Source organism: Sphingomonas faeni, assembly GCF_030817315.1.
Lineage (GTDB): Bacteria > Pseudomonadota > Alphaproteobacteria > Sphingomonadales > Sphingomonadaceae > Sphingomonas > Sphingomonas faeni_C.
Map to the genome: position 1 here is coordinate 1852107 of NZ_JAUSZF010000001.1, position 14825 is coordinate 1866931.

At 64.8% G+C, this 14825-nt stretch carries 23 protein-coding genes; 3 read left to right on the forward strand and 20 right to left on the reverse strand.

Annotation, left to right across the window (positions count from 1 at the left end; all coding sequences use genetic code 11):
* Positions 1 to 83: 83 nt before the first annotated feature.
* The gene (locus QFZ54_RS08580; protein WP_307086315.1) at positions 84 to 281 is read left to right on the forward strand and encodes a hypothetical protein; all 198 of its coding nucleotides are present in this window, start codon (positions 84 to 86) and stop codon (positions 279 to 281) included.
* A 114-nt stretch (positions 282 to 395) separates the two neighbouring features.
* On the opposite strand, the gene QFZ54_RS08585 is transcribed toward QFZ54_RS08580, so the two are convergent.
* Genes QFZ54_RS08585 through nadC form a run of 3 tightly spaced genes read right to left on the reverse strand, consistent with a single transcriptional unit; the run spans position 396 to position 2468 of the window.
* Positions 396 to 1109, reverse strand: coding sequence for a ribonuclease T2 family protein (locus tag QFZ54_RS08585; protein ID WP_307086317.1), 714 nt, complete (start codon positions 1107 to 1109; stop codon positions 396 to 398).
* Positions 1106 to 1564 carry a hypothetical protein gene (locus QFZ54_RS08590; RefSeq protein ID WP_307086318.1) on the reverse strand — a complete coding sequence of 153 codons (459 nt, stop codon included), beginning with the start codon at positions 1562 to 1564 and terminating at the stop codon, positions 1106 to 1108. The genes QFZ54_RS08585 and QFZ54_RS08590 overlap by 4 nt, the downstream gene beginning before the upstream one ends.
* Positions 1565 to 1616: 52 nt before the next feature.
* Positions 1617 to 2468 carry a carboxylating nicotinate-nucleotide diphosphorylase gene (nadC, locus tag QFZ54_RS08595; protein WP_307086320.1) on the reverse strand — a complete coding sequence of 284 codons (852 nt, stop codon included), beginning with the start codon at positions 2466 to 2468 and terminating at the stop codon, positions 1617 to 1619.
* A 160-nt stretch (positions 2469 to 2628) separates the two neighbouring features.
* Here nadC and QFZ54_RS08600 point away from each other — a divergent pair, with 160 nt between their 5' ends.
* Positions 2629 to 2781 (forward strand): hypothetical protein, encoded by a 153-nt coding sequence (locus QFZ54_RS08600; RefSeq protein WP_307086322.1) that lies wholly within the window; start codon positions 2629 to 2631, stop codon positions 2779 to 2781.
* A 64-nt stretch (positions 2782 to 2845) separates the two neighbouring features.
* Here QFZ54_RS08600 and nadA read toward each other — a convergent pair whose 3' ends face one another.
* The 6 genes from nadA to QFZ54_RS08630 form a co-directional block, all read right to left on the reverse strand.
* A complete protein-coding gene (gene nadA / locus QFZ54_RS08605) occupies positions 2846 to 3829 on the reverse strand; it encodes a quinolinate synthase NadA (protein ID WP_307086324.1) in 984 nt (327 codons plus the stop codon).
* Positions 3830 to 3844: 15 nt separating this feature from the next.
* Positions 3845 to 4567 carry a DUF4230 domain-containing protein gene (locus QFZ54_RS08610; protein WP_307086326.1) on the reverse strand — a complete coding sequence of 241 codons (723 nt, stop codon included), beginning with the start codon at positions 4565 to 4567 and terminating at the stop codon, positions 3845 to 3847.
* A complete protein-coding gene (locus QFZ54_RS08615) occupies positions 4552 to 5406 on the reverse strand; it encodes an MBL fold metallo-hydrolase (RefSeq protein WP_307089349.1) in 855 nt (284 codons plus the stop codon). The genes QFZ54_RS08610 and QFZ54_RS08615 overlap by 16 nt, the downstream gene beginning before the upstream one ends.
* 319 nt (positions 5407 to 5725) lie before the next feature.
* Positions 5726 to 6049, reverse strand: coding sequence for a Grx4 family monothiol glutaredoxin (grxD, locus tag QFZ54_RS08620; RefSeq protein WP_307086328.1), 324 nt, complete (start codon positions 6047 to 6049; stop codon positions 5726 to 5728).
* 11 nt (positions 6050 to 6060) lie between these two features.
* The gene (locus QFZ54_RS08625; RefSeq protein ID WP_056057430.1) at positions 6061 to 6291 is read right to left on the reverse strand and encodes a BolA/IbaG family iron-sulfur metabolism protein; all 231 of its coding nucleotides are present in this window, start codon (positions 6289 to 6291) and stop codon (positions 6061 to 6063) included.
* A 1-nt stretch (position 6292) separates the two neighbouring features.
* Positions 6293 to 6616, reverse strand: coding sequence for a DUF1476 domain-containing protein (locus tag QFZ54_RS08630; RefSeq protein WP_307086331.1), 324 nt, complete (start codon positions 6614 to 6616; stop codon positions 6293 to 6295).
* Between the two features lie 161 nt (positions 6617 to 6777).
* Here QFZ54_RS08630 and QFZ54_RS08635 point away from each other — a divergent pair, with 161 nt between their 5' ends.
* Positions 6778 to 6921: a hypothetical protein gene (locus QFZ54_RS08635; protein ID WP_307086332.1), complete on the forward strand. Its 144-nt coding sequence runs from the start codon at positions 6778 to 6780 to the stop codon at positions 6919 to 6921.
* Positions 6922 to 6945: 24 nt separating this feature from the next.
* Here the strand turns inward: QFZ54_RS08635 and QFZ54_RS08640 are convergent, their stop codons facing one another.
* The 11 genes from QFZ54_RS08640 to QFZ54_RS08690 all read right to left on the reverse strand — a co-directional run bounded on the left by QFZ54_RS08640 (position 6946) and on the right by QFZ54_RS08690 (position 14782).
* Positions 6946 to 7944 (reverse strand): NADPH:quinone oxidoreductase family protein, encoded by a 999-nt coding sequence (locus QFZ54_RS08640; RefSeq protein ID WP_307086334.1) that lies wholly within the window; start codon positions 7942 to 7944, stop codon positions 6946 to 6948.
* Positions 7907 to 8536 carry a 3-isopropylmalate dehydratase small subunit gene (leuD, locus tag QFZ54_RS08645; RefSeq protein WP_307086336.1) on the reverse strand — a complete coding sequence of 210 codons (630 nt, stop codon included), beginning with the start codon at positions 8534 to 8536 and terminating at the stop codon, positions 7907 to 7909. The genes QFZ54_RS08640 and leuD overlap by 38 nt, the downstream gene beginning before the upstream one ends.
* Positions 8537 to 8633: 97 nt before the next feature.
* Positions 8634 to 10070 (reverse strand): 3-isopropylmalate dehydratase large subunit, encoded by a 1437-nt coding sequence (leuC, locus tag QFZ54_RS08650; RefSeq protein ID WP_373458481.1) that lies wholly within the window; start codon positions 10068 to 10070, stop codon positions 8634 to 8636.
* Positions 10071 to 10162: 92 nt separating this feature from the next.
* Complete coding sequence (locus tag QFZ54_RS08655; protein WP_307086338.1) at positions 10163 to 10387, reverse strand: hypothetical protein; 225 nt, start codon at positions 10385 to 10387, stop codon at positions 10163 to 10165.
* Complete coding sequence (locus QFZ54_RS08660) at positions 10384 to 10623, reverse strand: hypothetical protein (RefSeq protein ID WP_307086340.1); 240 nt, start codon at positions 10621 to 10623, stop codon at positions 10384 to 10386. Before QFZ54_RS08660 ends, QFZ54_RS08655 begins: the two co-directional genes overlap by 4 nt.
* 85 nt (positions 10624 to 10708) lie before the next feature.
* On the reverse strand, positions 10709 to 11110 hold the full coding sequence (locus QFZ54_RS08665; RefSeq protein WP_307086342.1) for a hypothetical protein: 402 nt from the start codon (positions 11108 to 11110) through the stop codon (positions 10709 to 10711).
* Between the two features lie 280 nt (positions 11111 to 11390).
* On the reverse strand, positions 11391 to 12275 hold the full coding sequence (locus QFZ54_RS08670; protein ID WP_307086344.1) for an alpha/beta hydrolase: 885 nt from the start codon (positions 12273 to 12275) through the stop codon (positions 11391 to 11393).
* Positions 12275 to 12958 carry a glutathione S-transferase family protein gene (locus QFZ54_RS08675; protein WP_307086346.1) on the reverse strand — a complete coding sequence of 228 codons (684 nt, stop codon included), beginning with the start codon at positions 12956 to 12958 and terminating at the stop codon, positions 12275 to 12277. Before QFZ54_RS08675 ends, QFZ54_RS08670 begins: the two co-directional genes overlap by 1 nt.
* Positions 12958 to 13593, reverse strand: coding sequence for a 3-oxoacid CoA-transferase subunit B (locus tag QFZ54_RS08680; RefSeq protein ID WP_307086348.1), 636 nt, complete (start codon positions 13591 to 13593; stop codon positions 12958 to 12960). Before QFZ54_RS08680 ends, QFZ54_RS08675 begins: the two co-directional genes overlap by 1 nt.
* On the reverse strand, positions 13593 to 13904 hold the full coding sequence (locus tag QFZ54_RS08685; RefSeq protein ID WP_307086350.1) for a DUF5076 domain-containing protein: 312 nt from the start codon (positions 13902 to 13904) through the stop codon (positions 13593 to 13595). The genes QFZ54_RS08680 and QFZ54_RS08685 overlap by 1 nt, the downstream gene beginning before the upstream one ends.
* Positions 13904 to 14782 carry an HAD family acid phosphatase gene (locus QFZ54_RS08690; RefSeq protein WP_307086352.1) on the reverse strand — a complete coding sequence of 293 codons (879 nt, stop codon included), beginning with the start codon at positions 14780 to 14782 and terminating at the stop codon, positions 13904 to 13906. The genes QFZ54_RS08685 and QFZ54_RS08690 overlap by 1 nt, the downstream gene beginning before the upstream one ends.
* Positions 14783 to 14825: the final 43 nt, after the last annotated feature.

Sequence of the window (14825 nt, forward strand, 5' to 3'; positions counted from 1 at the left end):
ATTTTCGCCACGTTTCGTCCGCGGGCGGGACCGGGCTTGGCGTGTGGGTGGCATCCGGCGGCGGCGCGTGGCAGGACAGGGCGATGACCGATCCGACTTTCCGCGAACCCCTTCCCCCCCACAAGGACCCTAGCGCCGCGGGTGGGTTCCTCGTCGCGCTGGGCATGCTGGGCGGCGCGGGGGTCGGCTTTGCGATCGGGCAGGCGACGCCGGGGTTTCTGGTCGGGACCGGGGTTGGCGTGCTGGCGGCGGTTCTGGTTTGGGTGCGGGACCGGCGGTAGCTCCGACGTTCCCGGAGCTACTCGGTCGCTACTCGGCACGAACGGGATTTGGGGTGGCGAGTCGTGTTGCGTTAGTACCGCACCTACTTCCTACCTATTACCGGCTCCCGCGCGTTATCGGCTCCCGCGCCAGATCTGGAGCGGCGCGCTTGGGTTCAGGCCGCCCTGGTGGACGGGGCAGCGGCGGTAGCGGAAGCGGCGGTCGAGGCAGATCCAGACCTCGTCGAGCCAGCCTTGCCTGGTGGCGGTGACACGCATCATGTCTGGCTTCAGTCCGGGGTTCGCGCCCGCCATCGCCGCCGCGAACCGGCCCGCGGTCAACGGTGTCCGCGACAGTGCGTTCATGTCGGGATAGCGAAGCTTGCCGTACAGCCCGGCGGACTGGTTGAAATACTTGGCGGGACGGTAGCCGGGCATGCAGGTGCCGTGCTTGGCCCATTCGTGCTGGAGCAATTGCGCGGACGGCGTGGTGCATATGTGCGCGCGGATGACCGGCGGCGGAACGAAGCCCGCGGCGCGGCAATATTGCGGCCACTCCTTGCCAACGCCGTCGGGCCAGAGGCCGTGCAGCGTGAAGCCGAACCGGTTGCCCGAACCGCACTGAAAGGTCGAGCCGGTGCGGTCGCCATTCTCACGGCAATATTGCGGCGCCCAGGTGATCGCGAGCGTGTAGCTGCCGATCGGGATGTCGCGCTTCGGCTGGCTTGCCGACGGCAAATCCGGGCGGACACGCTCGACCGACGCGGGGGTCGAGCATTGATAGGCCTGCGCCTGCACGACACTCGGCAGGACCACCGCGACGGCGGCCAGGGTCAGTCTGGAGATCATGCTAGGTTTCCCTGGTCGGTATCGGTGTCGAGATCGTCGTCGGAGTCCTGCCCGAACCAGGCTTTGCTGGCAGGCTGGAAAAGGTGGACGGCCGCCGTGACGTAGAGCGCGTTCGCGATCAGCGCGAGGACCGATGCGGTGCCGAGAGTGACGCCTCCGGTGGCGAGCGCACCCAGCGACTGGACCGCGGCGAACGCGGACAAGGCGGCAAGGATGACGACCACCCACTTCGCGACAACGCTGGGCGCGCGGGCGGTGAAGTACCAGAGCAGCACCGTCACCGCGATCCCGATGGCCTGGAACGTCGGCAATATCCACGTCGCCTTGGCGAGGATCGGATTGGCGGTGACGATCGCCTCGCGCTCCGTCCAGGTCATCGCGGTAACGACCGAATCCAGGATGAACGCCGCCCAATAGAGCCGTTCGTAGCGAACGATGGCAACCGGCCTGATCATGGTCCTACTCCCTGACCTGGCCAGCCAAAGGCCCGCGCCGGATCTGGCGGAGCTATTCGGCGGTCGCGAAGTCCAACCCTATATCTGCTGCGGGCGCCGACTGCGTCAAGCGGCCGACCGACACATAGGTCACGCCGCTCTCTGCGATGGCGCGGATCGTGTCCAGGTTGACGCCGCCCGATGCTTCGGTCGGGACGCGGCCGGCGACGAGCGCCACAGCCTCGCGCAACATCGCCGGCGGCATGTTGTCGAGCAGCAGGTGCGTCGCGCCCGCCGCGAGCGCGGGCTCGATCTGATCGATGCGGTCGACCTCGACGATGATCTGCGCGATCCCCGCGACCTTGGCACGACGGACCGCCTCGGCGACGCCACCGGCGACCGCGACGTGATTGTCCTTGATCATCGCCGCATCCCACAGCCCCATCCGGTGGTTCTGCGCGCCACCCATCCGGGTCGCGTATTTCTCCAGCACGCGGAGTCCGGGGATCGTCTTGCGCGTGTCGAGCAGGATCGCGCCGGTCCCGGCGATGGCATCGACATACGCGCGCGTCATCGTCGCGATGCCCGACAGGTGCTGGACGGTGTTGAGCGCGGACCGCTCGGCCGTCAGCATCGCGCGCCCTGCCCCTTCGAGCCGCATGAGTTCGGTGCCGGCCGTCACCTGCTGGCCGTCGAGGACAAGGCGTTCGATCCGCACGTCCGGGTCCAATGCGCGGAAGAACGCTTCGGCGAGATCGAGACCGGCAACGACGATCGGATCGCGGCTGTCCATCACGCCGGTGAACCGTGCGTCGGCGGGGATGACGGCGGCGGACGTGATGTCACCGATCGTGCCGAGATCCTCGGCAAGGATCGCCGCGACGAAGGCGTCGATATCGAACGACTCAGGCAATGCTGTCTTCACCTGTATGCTCCGGATTGTTCGTCAAACTATGCTCGGGGCGCGGTGCCAAAAAATCGGTGCGCGTAAAAGCGACTTCGCGAATCGTTCGGGCACGAATTTAATTTCGCGCCATTGGAACCACTCGGGGGTTCGTGGGTTGCCCGGAGACAAGGATATTCTGATGACTACCACGACGATGGCCGATACCGCACGCCTGCATGCGCTGCTGGACGAGGCGTTGGTACTGGCCGACACGCTCCAGCTTCCGCTCGCCGCCATCCATATCGATCAGGCGCTTGCCCAGTTGAGCACGGCAGACGTCCCTGCCCTCTGAACGCGTCGTAATATGAACGTGTCGGGCTGAGATCCCTCAGCCCGAGCGACGATTAAGCGGGCCCTTACTTAGGCCCGAGATCACCCTTCCCAACGGTATTCGATGCCATCGACAGCATACGGTCGAGGCTCTTCTTCGCCTGTAGCCGAAGCCCCTCCTCGATCTCGATCCGCGGCGCCAGATCGCGCAGTGCCACGTACAGCTTCTCCAGCGTGTTGAGCGCCATGTACGGGCATATGTTGCAGTTGCAGTTGCCGTCCGCCCCCGGCGCTCCAATAAAGCGCTTGTTCGGCAGAGCCTTTTCCATCTGGTGGATGATGTGCGGCTCGGTCGCGACGATCAGCGTGTCGCCCGGCATCGCAAGCGCGTAATCGAGGATCCCGCGTGTCGATCCGACATAATCCGCGTGATCGAGGATGATCGGCGGGCATTCGGGATGCGCGACGACGGGCGCACCGGGATGCTGCGCCTTCAGCTTCATCAGCTCGGTTTCGCTGAACGCCTCGTGGACGATGCAGACACCCGGCCAGAGCAGCATGTCGCGACCGGTCTTCCGCGCGAGATAGCCGCCGAGGTTGCGGTCCGGGCCGAAGATGATTTTCTGGTCGAGCGGGATCTGCGCGAGGATCGTGTCCGCCGAGGACGACGTCACGATGATGTCGGACAGCGCCTTCACCTCGGTCGAGCAGTTGATGTAGGTCAGCGCGATGTGATCGGGATGCTTTGCGCGGAAGGCGGCGAACTGCTCGGGTGGGCAGCTGTCCTCCAGGCTGCACCCGGCGTCCATGTCGGGCAGCACGACGATCTTGTCGGGCGACAGGATCTTGGCGGTCTCGGCCATGAACCGCACGCCGCAGAACGCGATGACATCGGCATCGGTCGCAGCCGCCTTGCGCGAGAGATCGAGGCTGTCGCCGACGAAATCCGCCAGATCCTGGAGCTCGGGCTTCTGGTAATAATGCGCGAGAATGACGGCATTCTTCTCCTTGCGGAGCCGCTCGATCTCGGCACGGATGTCGATGCCGGCAAAGTTCTGGTTCAATTCCATGGTCGTATCCCGAGTTTAACGTGCATTCCCTAGCACGTCCTGCAGCGAGCGCGAGGTGTCCCAGCGTTCGGTATTTGCGACCGGCTCGTCGGCGAAACGCACCGCGACGCTCGCGTCGATCCCGGCGGCGCGCAGCGGCATCGCGAAACTGCGTTCGACTGCGCGGCGGGTGGCATCGCGCGCGAGCTTTATCATCGCCGGTTCGCGCGCCTGGCGGATCAGCTCGATCTGGCCGGCGCGGCGGTTGGCGGCGTCGAGGCGCTTCTCGGCGTCGGTGAACGTCGTCAGCACGCCGCCCGAGCCATATTCGCGGACCGCGTTGAGATCGACCTGCGGGCCATCGGCCTCGACTGCGGGAAGGCGCACCGACAGCGTCTTCGAGTTGCCGTCCCACGCGACATCCGACTGGGTGAGCTTGCCCATGTCGACCTCGTACCGGACCATGCCGGGCATGATCAACGTCTTTTCGGTCGTGAAGCCGAGTTGCGACTGTTTCGAAGTTACGACGGCGACATAGCGCGCAGCGAAAGCCGACAGGCGATTCTGCTCGCGCAAACCTTCGAGGCTGGCGCTGGCGATCGTGGTCGGATCGGGCGTGAGCCGGTCGCTGACGTATCGCTGCACACCCCAGAGCACGAGCAGACCCGCGAGAACGAGGATCATGACCACACCGACGGCCTGGGCCAGGAACGGGGCCACACCGCTCTTGCGGGCGGGTTCGTTCACGTCGTTCGCCATGTGTCGCCTTCCTCGGTTACCAGTCCGCGCGCTTTCAGATCGTAGAGATGCGCCAGCACCGAACGCTCGGCCGCCGGCACGAGCTGAGGGCCGAGACCGACATACATGCGTTCGACCATCGCCGGGATCGGCTGCGCGCCTTCGCGAAGCAGGCGGAGGATTTGCCCCTCGCGCTGTTTGCGGTGCCCCAGCATGCCGCGGACGAGGCGTTGCGGCTTGTCGATCGCCTCGCCGTGGCCAGGGTAATAGACGCGGTCGTCGCGGCTCATCAGCTTTTCGAGGCTTGCCATGTACGCCGTCATGTTGCCGTCGGGCGGCGAGACGATCGTCGTCGACCAGCCCATCACGTGATCGCCGGAGAACAGCGCCTTCGTCTCGGGAAGCGCGAAGGCGAGATGGTTCGAGGTGTGGCCGGGGGTTGCGATCGCCTCCAGCGTCCAGCCCTCGCCCTGGACGGTATCGCCCTCAGCAAGAACGCGATCGGGCGCATAGGCGGCGTCGAACGACGCGTCTGCCCTGGCTCCGGTGTCTGTAAGGTCGAACGGCGCGGCACCGACGATCGGTGCGTGGGTGATCGCCTGGAGCGGGCGCGTTGCCGGACTGTGGTCCCGGTGATGATGCGTGATGACGATCGCCGTCACTTTGCGACCGTCGATCGCACGCATTAGCGCGTCGATGTGGGCGGGATCATCCGGACCGGGATCGATGACGGCAAGATCGGTCGTGCCGACGATATGCGTCTGCGTACCCGTATAGGTGTAGGGAGAAGCGTTGGGCGCGAGCACGCGAACGACGAGCGGCTCGAGCTGGATCGGGATACCGGTCGGATGCTCAGCCATGGATGCGAAATGGCGGCTAGGCGCGGCGATGGCAAGACCTCGTTGGTCGCGGAGGCTGTCGACGTACTTTACAGGTCGGGGCCGCATCGAAGCCGCGTTAACCTTCGAGCGTCATGCAAATCCGCATCGGTCCACCCTCCCCGGTGCCGATCCAAAGCGGCGAAACAACCGTTCTGTCGCGATTACAATCATGCTGTCGAAAGCCAGGATCCAGGGTAACCCAAGACGGTGGTGCTCGGCTCTGGATCCTGACTTTCGTCAGGATGACGGAGGAGGCGTCTGGGACGCTCGACTTTGGTCGAACGCCTCTACGCGAGCCTCAGTTGGCCTTCTGCGTCTCGAACAATTGTGCCAGTTCGCCGCTCTCGTACATTTCCATCATGATATCCGAACCGCCGACGAATTCGCCCCCGACATAGAGCTGCGGGATGGTCGGCCAGTCCGAATAGGCCTTGATGCCTTGGCGGATGCCCTGATCCTGCAACACGTCGACGCTCTCGAACTCGACCTCGAGATGGTTGAGGATCGCGATCGCGCGGCTGGAGAAGCCGCATTGCGGGAACAGCGGGCTGCCCTTCATGAACAGGACTACCGGGCTGGCTTTGACCACGGCGTCGATGCGGGCGTTGGTATCGTCGGTCATGTATTCGGTCCTCAGGAAATTGCGGTCGTAAGCTGTAATGCGTGCAGGACGCCGCCCATGCGGCCACCAAGCGCGGCGTAGACGGCCTGGTGCTGCTTCACCCGGCTCATCCCGGCAAAGCTGGCGGCGGTGACCTTGGCCGCATAATGATCGCCGTCGCCCGCGAGATCGGTGATCTCGACCTGGGCATCGGGGATCGCGTCCTTGATCATGGTGGCGATATCGTCGGCAGCCATCGGCATATCAATGCGACTCCAGCAATTGGCGACGCGCTTCGATCATCTGCTGCGCGAGCGCGCGGCGGACCGTGGCTTCGTCGTGATCCAGACCGGCGGCGGTCAGGTCGCCGACCAGTTTGCGGACGACGTCGTCGTCGCCGCCGCCTTCCATGTCGGCATGCACCAGCGCCGTCGCATAGGCATCCGTCTCTTCCGGTGTCAGCTGCATTTCGTGCGCTGCCCAACCACCGAGGAGGCGATTGCGGCGCGCCGTTATCCGGAACGCCAACTCCTCCTCACGCGCGAAATGCGCCTCGCTGGCGCGTTCGCGGTCGTCGAAAGTGGTCATTGCGCGGGTCCCCGTTCAGTCTCGTCTTCGGCCCCGAGATAGGTCGCACAGGGCCCCCGCGCAACAATCGACGAAAACGTACAAAAACCACTGGAACTCTGGTGCGGTTGTAACGATATATAAGTCGATCACGTGACACAGCGCACGGATAGGAGAGTGATATGTCGACGCTATCCCAGCGACCATCGGTTTCCCTGGCCAAAACGCGCGCAATGCCGCCGGTCATGCACGGCCTGGCCTACGGAATCTTCGCGTCGATGGCGATGTGGGGCGCGATCGCTGCCATCGCGTATAAAATGATCTGAGCCCCTGGGTAGAGGTGGCTGCGATCAGCCCACCTCTACGACGAGTTTGCCGATAGCGCCGCGTGCCGCCATTTTCGCGATGGCTTTGCCGCCGTCCTCGAACGCGAATGTTTCCGTGACCCGCGGCGCGATCTTGCCCGCTTCCCACAGCTCGAACAGCGTTTCGATGTGCGCCTGGTTCGCCTTCGGATTGCGTGCCGCGAACGCGCCCCAGAATACGCCGCAAACGTCGCAGCTCTTGAGCAGCGTCAGGTTGAGCGGGAGTTTGGGGATGCCGGCGGGGAAGCCGACGACGAGATACTTGCCCTCCCACGCGATCGATCGCAGCGCCGGCTCGGCATAGTCGCCGCCGACCGGATCGTAGATCACGTGCGCGCCGTCGCGACCGACTGCCGCCTTGAATTGCTCGGCAAGCGCCTTCGACTGGTCCTTGTCGAACGGGGCGCGGGCGTAGATCAGCGTTTCGTCGGCGCCAGCCGATTTTGCTGCGGCAGCTTTTTCCTCGGACGACACGGCTGCGACGACCTTCGCGCCGAACGCCTTGCCCAGTTCGACCGCAGCCAGCCCTACCCCGCCGGCCGCACCGAGCACGAGCAGCGTCTGCCCCGCCTTGATGTGGCCGCGGTCGAGCAGGGCGTGAATCGTCGTGCCGTAGGTGAGGATCAGTGATGCGCCCTCCGCGAAGCTGCGACCTTCGGGGAGGCGGTACAGCTTCGCGGGGTCGGCGATCACCTTCTCGCACAGGCCGCCGTGGCCAAGCATCGCGATGACGCGGTCGCCTACATTCCAGCCGGTGACGCCCTCGCCGATCGAGTCGATCGTGCCGGCGATCTCACCGCCCGGTGCGAACGGGCGCTGCGGCTTGAACTGGTATTTGTCCTCGATGATCAGGACGTCGGGGAAGTTGATCGCGCAGGCCTTGACCGCAACGACGACCTGTCCGGGGCCGGCTGCCAGATCAGGCAGCTCGACCATTTCCAGAGTTTCAGGTCCGCCGATCGCCTTCGACACCAATGCTCGCATACCCGCTCTCCACCGTCATCCAGGGGCGATTCGATGCGACCGCCTCCTCGAAATTTGAAATCTGGGTATCTCTTGCCAGCGTCAGGCCGACTTCGTCCAGCCCTTCCATCAGGCATTGGCGGCGGAATGCGTCGAGTTCGAAGGTGAAGCGATCCTGGAACGGGGTGGTGACGGTCATCGTCTCGAGATCGACGGTCACGACCTGATCCTTGGCGACCTCGATCAGGCGGTCGATCGCCTCTTGCGGGAGGACGACGGGGACGATGCCATTCTTGAACGCGTTCCCTGAGAAGATGTCGGAGAAGCTCGGCGCGATGACCGCGGTGATGCCCATGTCGGCGAGCGCCCAGGCGGCATGCTCGCGACTGGAGCCGCAGCCGAAATTATCGCCCGCGATCAGGATCGGCGAGCCAGCGTAGCGTGGGTCGTCGAAAATGTTGCCGGGCTGCGCGCGGACCGTCTCGAAGGCGCCGCGGCCGAGACCGGTGCGCGTGATCGTCTTCAGCCAGTGTGCCGGTATGATGACGTCGGTGTCGACGTTCTTCGCGCCCCACGGATAGGCGCGGCCCGAGACGGTCGTGACGGGGTTCATCGCTGTTCCGTGCGCTCCGGAACCACACGCGCAGAAGCGACATAGGCCGCGACGCCGCTGAGCATTGCACCAGCCGCCAGCAATACGAAAACCTTCTTCATGCTCTTTCCCCCATCAACTCTCGGACGTCGCTCAGCTTGCCGGTCACCGCCGCCGCCGCCGCCATCGCAGGTGATACCAGATGCGTGCGCGCACCGGGACCCTGTCTGCCGACGAAATTACGGTTCGACGTGGAAGCGCAACGCTCCCCCGCAGGGACTTTGTCCGGGTTCATCGCAAGACACATCGAACAGCCCGGTTCGCGCCATTCGAAACCGGCGGTGATGAAGATTCGATCGAGCCCTTCCGCTTCCGCCTGCCGCTTGACGAGGCCCGAACCGGGGACGACGAGTGCGCGGACACCGGTCGCGACATGGCGACCATCGGCGATCGCCGCGGCGGCGCGGAGATCTTCGATACGGCTGTTAGTGCAACTGCCGATGAAGACGTGCTGGATCGGCACGTCGCGCATCGCGGTGCCGGCGGTAAGGCCCATGTAGTCGAGCGACTTTTGCGCGGCCGCCTGCTTGGCGGGATCGGCGAAGCTTGACGGTTCGGGGACGACGCCGGTGATCGGGACGACGTCTTCGGGGCTGGTGCCCCAGGTGAGACCGGGGGCGATGTCGGCGGCGTCGAGCACGACAGACTTGTCGTAGCGCGCGCCGGGATCGGTCGCGAGACTGCGCCACCACATAACCGCGCGATCCCAATGCTCGCCGGTCGGCGCCATCGGGCGACCTTTCAGATAGGCGAAGGTCGTGTCGTCGGGTGCGATCAGGCCGGCGCGCGCGCCCGCCTCGATCGACATGTTGGCGATCGTCAGGCGGCCTTCGATCGACATGTTGCGGATGACGCTGCCGGTGAATTCGATGACGTGGCCGGTCCCGCCCGCCGCACCGATCTTGCCGATGATCGCGAGGATGACGTCCTTTGGACTGACGCCGAAGCCAAGTTCGCCCTCGACGCGGACTTCCATCGTCTTCGCCTGCGACAGCAGCAACGTCTGCGTGGCGAGGACGTGCTCGACCTCGCTGGTGCCGATGCCGAACGCGAGCGCGCCGAGCGCACCGTGCGCGGACGTGTGGCTGTCGCCGCAGACGAGCGTCGTGCCGGGCAGCGTGAAGCCCTGTTCGGGGCCGACGACATGGACGATGCCCTGCTCGACGGCGGTCGCGTCGATATAGTCGATGCCGAACTCGGACGTGTTGCGGCGGAGTGCGTCGAGCTGCTGCGCGCTTTCGGGGTCGGCGATCGGCAGGACGCGGCCGGCGGCGTCCTTGCGAGCGGTCGTCGGCAGGTTGTGATCGGGCACGGCGAGCGTCAAATCGGGACGGCGGACCTTACGCCCTGCGACGCGGAGACCTTCGAACGCCTGCGGGCTGGTGACTTCGTGGACGAGGTGGCGATCGATATAGATCAGGCAGGTGCCGTCGTCACGGCGTTCGACGACGTGCGCCGCCCAGATCTTTTCGTACAGCGTTTGCGGATTAGCCATGATGGGCGCGCGTTAACCGAAAGCTGCGCCGGAGCAAAGCCCCGACGCAACTATCTGTCTGTTTCGCACCTAAAACGACGGTCGATCAGCCATTACTTTGCAGTGATGAACGGATCCCAGTTCACGTAATAGGACACTGGCCGCAGCGTCCCGACGGTCACCATGATCTGGATCTGATAGGTCTGGTGGCCGGCATTCATCGCCTGACCGATCCAATAGGATCCTGTCGGCTGGGTACCGATCGACGGCTGCTGTTGCGGATAGCCCGCACCACCGAATACCGACCCTTGCGAGACGGTGAAACCGGTGATGATCACCTGATCGCCGCTGGAGGGATTGATCGGCTGTTGAAGCCGATCAACGATCCGACCGGGACGACGGTCGAGAGTTCGAGCTGCCCCTCCCCCGAACTGCCGTTGCTCAGCTCGTTGTCCATCATGTAGACCCCGGTGCCGATATTCTGGCCCTGCTGCGAGGCGACATACGCGGTATCCACCGCGATCGTGATGAACGCCTGGGGGATGATGACGGACTGGTACGCGACGACCAGCATTGATTCTTGCATTCTCATGACGACGATTTCCAAATCGAAGGCCGGTTGCGGCTCCGCCGTTGGCGCGAGCCCGGCAGGACCAGTGCTATTTTGCGGTGATACTCGGGTTCAGATTGATCGTGATCCCGGCGCTGCCGACCTGCTTCTGGACGTTGATGTTGATGGCGTAGTTTGCGCCGCCGGTGACCTGCGCCTGACCAACGAACACGCCGCTGCCGACCGTCTCCGGTTGGCCACCAGCACCCCACACATTGCAATTGCCGATGTCAGCGATCGACAGCACTGCCGCGCTGTTCGCGTCGATGTTGTAGATGTTCCACTGGATCGTCGAGCCGTTGGTAACCTGTGTCGACAACCCTGCCGACCCCTCGTTCTGGCTGCCGTTGGCGACGCGATTGTCGACCATGTAGACGCCTGTGGTCGACCCGTTTTGAACGGCGTTGATGTCCACCCATATCTGAATGAAGACGGTCGGTGTACCTGCCATGCTACCCTCCTGCACATCGCCGCAAATGGTCCGCTCTGGTGTTCCAGTGTCTGCGGAAGCGTCAGGACTACGGCCCCCGGTCGCCTGATGATCCAATACATCAGCGCGAAGCCATAAGTTCAGGAAAGCTGCTCGGTTATAGTTCTACTGTTGATCAGTAATAGTTTCGGATAGACTTGCTTGGTTTGGTTTTCCGGGCATTCCAGCGCTATAGTTCCCAGTCCATCCCTGATTCATATTGATACTCATCGAACTGATCCGAACTGAACGTAGTCGAGACTCAATCCGACTTCGGCATCGCGCGATCAATGAATGCCACGCTGTCGGCCACCACCGGCGCCTTGCCGCGGAACGGCTTCGATAGCGCCATCGCGACGTTCTCGTGGCTGAGGCCTGGATAGTCGATGTGCGTCACCGGTGCGCCGAGCGCCTTCAACCGCGCGGTTAGGTTGATCGCGTTGTGCGGCTTTACCTGCGTGTCGTCGCCAGCGGTTATCAGCAGCATCGGCGGCGCGTCAGCCCGCGCGAAGTGGATCGGCTGGGTCATCACGGGGTCGGCCGCACCCTGCATCGCGTCGATCGCGCGCTTGGCGGTAAAGGGATAGAAGTCATAGGGGCCGCACAAGCCGACCGCGGCCTTGATGATGTGCGGGTCGACGCCTTCCGCTTTCAGCCAGCGTTGGTCGAGCGTCAGCATCGCTACGGTGTAGGCGCCCGCGGAATGGCCGGCGACGGCGATCCGGTCGGGGTCGCCGCCCGACTGTGCGATGTGGTCGCGGGTCCATTTCACCGCTTCGGCGCCGTCTTGCAGGAAGGCAGGGAAGCGGACGTCGGGGACTTTGCGGTAGTCGGGCATCACGACGACGTAACCCGCCTTCGCATACGCGCGCGCCGCGAACGCATAGGCGCTGCGCGAACCGTGGACCCAGCCGCCGCCGTACCAGAAGATCAGCACCGGCAGGCCGGTCTTCACGCCGCCGGATGGGCGCCAGACGTCGAGCTTCTGGCCGTGCGTGCCGAACGGGACGCCTTCGCGGACGCGGGCGGTGCCACGACCGCCGCCCATGATGCCGTCGAGGACGCTCAGTGTGCCCGGGCCGGCGGTGAACGCCGTGCCTGCGATCAGGATGACGATCAGCGCTATGACGATCGCGGCGCGGCGCATCAGTGGCGGAAATCAGCTGTGATCGACCCGCACGCGTTTAGCTCAGCCTCGTGGCTCTCCTCGCGCCATGTTTCGGCGAGCGCAGTCGCTTCCCATTCGCGCATTGCCGGATGCGCGATGATCCGCTCGACCCAAGCGAGCCCGGCCGGACCGACGTCTATCCCGTAGGTCCGCACGCGAAACGCGACCGGAGCGTAGAAGGCATCGACCGCAGTGAAGGCGGCACCGGCGAGCCAAGGTCCGCCGAACCGGTCGAGGCCTTCGCTCCACAGTTCGGTAATGCGCGCGACGTCGCGGCCGAGCGCGGCGCTGCCAGAGGTGGCATCGACGCGGACACCGACGTTCATCGTCCGCTCGTTGCGCAGCGCGGAGAACCCGCCGTGCATCTCTGCCGTCGCGCAGATCGCCCATGCCCGCGCCTCTTCGTCGGTCGGCCAGACGCCGTCGTGGCGCTCGGCGAGGTAGAGGACGATACCGAGCGAGTCCCACACCGTCCGCGCGCCATCGATCAACACCGGCACTTGTCCTGTCGGCGAGAACGCGCGGAACGCTTCGTAATTGACGGGCGCCAGGAACGGCTCAACCCGGTCTTCGAACGCGATGCCGAGCGCCTTCATCAAGACCCACGGACGCAGCGACCAGCTCGAGTAATTGCGATTTGCGGTGACGAGGGTGTAGCCCATCAGGCGGTGTAGCGCGCCGTGGTCTTCGCGGCGATCTCATCCGCAGTCACGCCCGGTGCCATCTCGACCAGCTTGAACGGGCTGTCGTGATCGGCGCGCTGGAACACCGCCAGATCGGTGACGATCATGTCGACGACGTTCTTGCCGGTCAGCGGCAGCGTGCAGGACGGGATGAACTTCGGCGTGCCGTCCTTGGCGGTGTGATCCATCACGACAATGATCTGCTTGACGCCCGCGACGAGGTCCATCGCACCGCCCATGCCCTTGATCATCTTGCCGGGGATCATCCAGTTGGCGATGTCGCCGCCTTCGCTAACCTCCATCGCGCCCAATACCGTGAGGTCGATATGCCCGCCGCGGATCATCGCGAAACTGTCCGATGAGCTGAAATAGGCCGACGATGGGAGCTCGCTGATCGTCTGCTTGCCGGCGTTGATCAGGTCGGCGTCCTCCTCGCCCGCGTACGGGAACGGGCCGATTCCTAGCATGCCGTTCTCGGACTGGAGCGTGACCGTCATGCCCTCGGGGATGTTGTTCGCGACCAGCGTCGGGATGCCGATGCCGAGATTGACGTAGTATCCGTCCTTGAGTTCCTGCGCTGCACGCGCGGCCATCTGATTACGGTCCCAGGGCATCAGTTGATCGTTCCTTCCTGGATGGTGGTGATGGTCGTGAACTGTTCGCGGAGTTCGGTGCCGACGCCGTCGACGATCGCCTGCAACGCGGTGTCTTCGTCGATGCCCCAGGTGCCCGCATAGGCGCGCGCGGCGTGGCGGATCGTGTCGGCGATGAGGTAGCCGAACACGGTCGGGTCCTCGAGTATGCCCGCGTCGATCAGGACGTTGCTGCCGGCGCCGTTGGTGATCCAGATGCGGGCGACCTCGACCGATTCGCTCGTTAGTTTCGCGCCTTTGTCGAGCGCGATCGAATTAGGGTGATCGGCCATTAGCGTACGCCTCCTGTCGGGGCCCAGCGGACTGCTGGCGGGAATACCTCGTCGCGATTGCCTTTGAGCGCGGTGCCGTAGACGGGGTTGGGTAGCACGAACCACCCTGCCCCCCATTTCGCCGCGATCGCTGGCGACTGGACCGTGGCGCGCCGCGTGGCGGGGGTTTGGCCGGCGTTGAAGAGGTCGCTGAAGTCGCCGAGCTGGTCGCCGCCCATCGCGACGACGCAGTATTTCGCGGCGATCGTCGCGCGGCGGCCGTCCTTCTTCGAGCCCATCGCGTCGTCGCCAGCGAGGAACAGCGTATTGCCGTGGCGGGCTGGGCCAAGGCCTGCGGCTTCGATCGCCGCCTGGGTTTGTGCGGCGTTGGCAGCGGAGCGGTTGCTGTTAAAGATTACCGTGACACCCATCGCGCGGAGAGCGGTTAGTGCGGCAAGGGCACCGGGAACGGGGGCGACCTGCTTGACGCCGGTGCGCTCCCAATCCTGCCAGCGGGGGTCGGACCAGGGTTGGCCGGAGGACGCGTCGTATTCGAAGCCGAGGTTGAGCAGGACGGTCTCGTCGACGTCGAATATGGCGGCTTTGGGTTTGGTGCCGCAGGTGGTGAAGGCCGGGGCCGCCAGCGTGGTGCCTTGCGCTAGGACGACGGAAGTTGGTGTGCGTTGCGCGCCGACATAGCCGACGAGCGCGTTCCAGGCCTGGATGCTGACCGCTGCGGCTTCGCCCGAGGCGTAGAGATACTGCATGCCCGCGGGGACGCCGTCGACGGTGACGGGGGTGGCGATGCTTGGCGAGGACGCGATCGAGGTCGGCGCGGAGACGCTGACGCAGCCTTGGAGCACCAGTGCCCCTGCAAACGCAGGGGTCCAGGTTACCATCTGCAAGGCCCGTGACCCTGGGCTCCTGCGTGCGCAGGAGAAC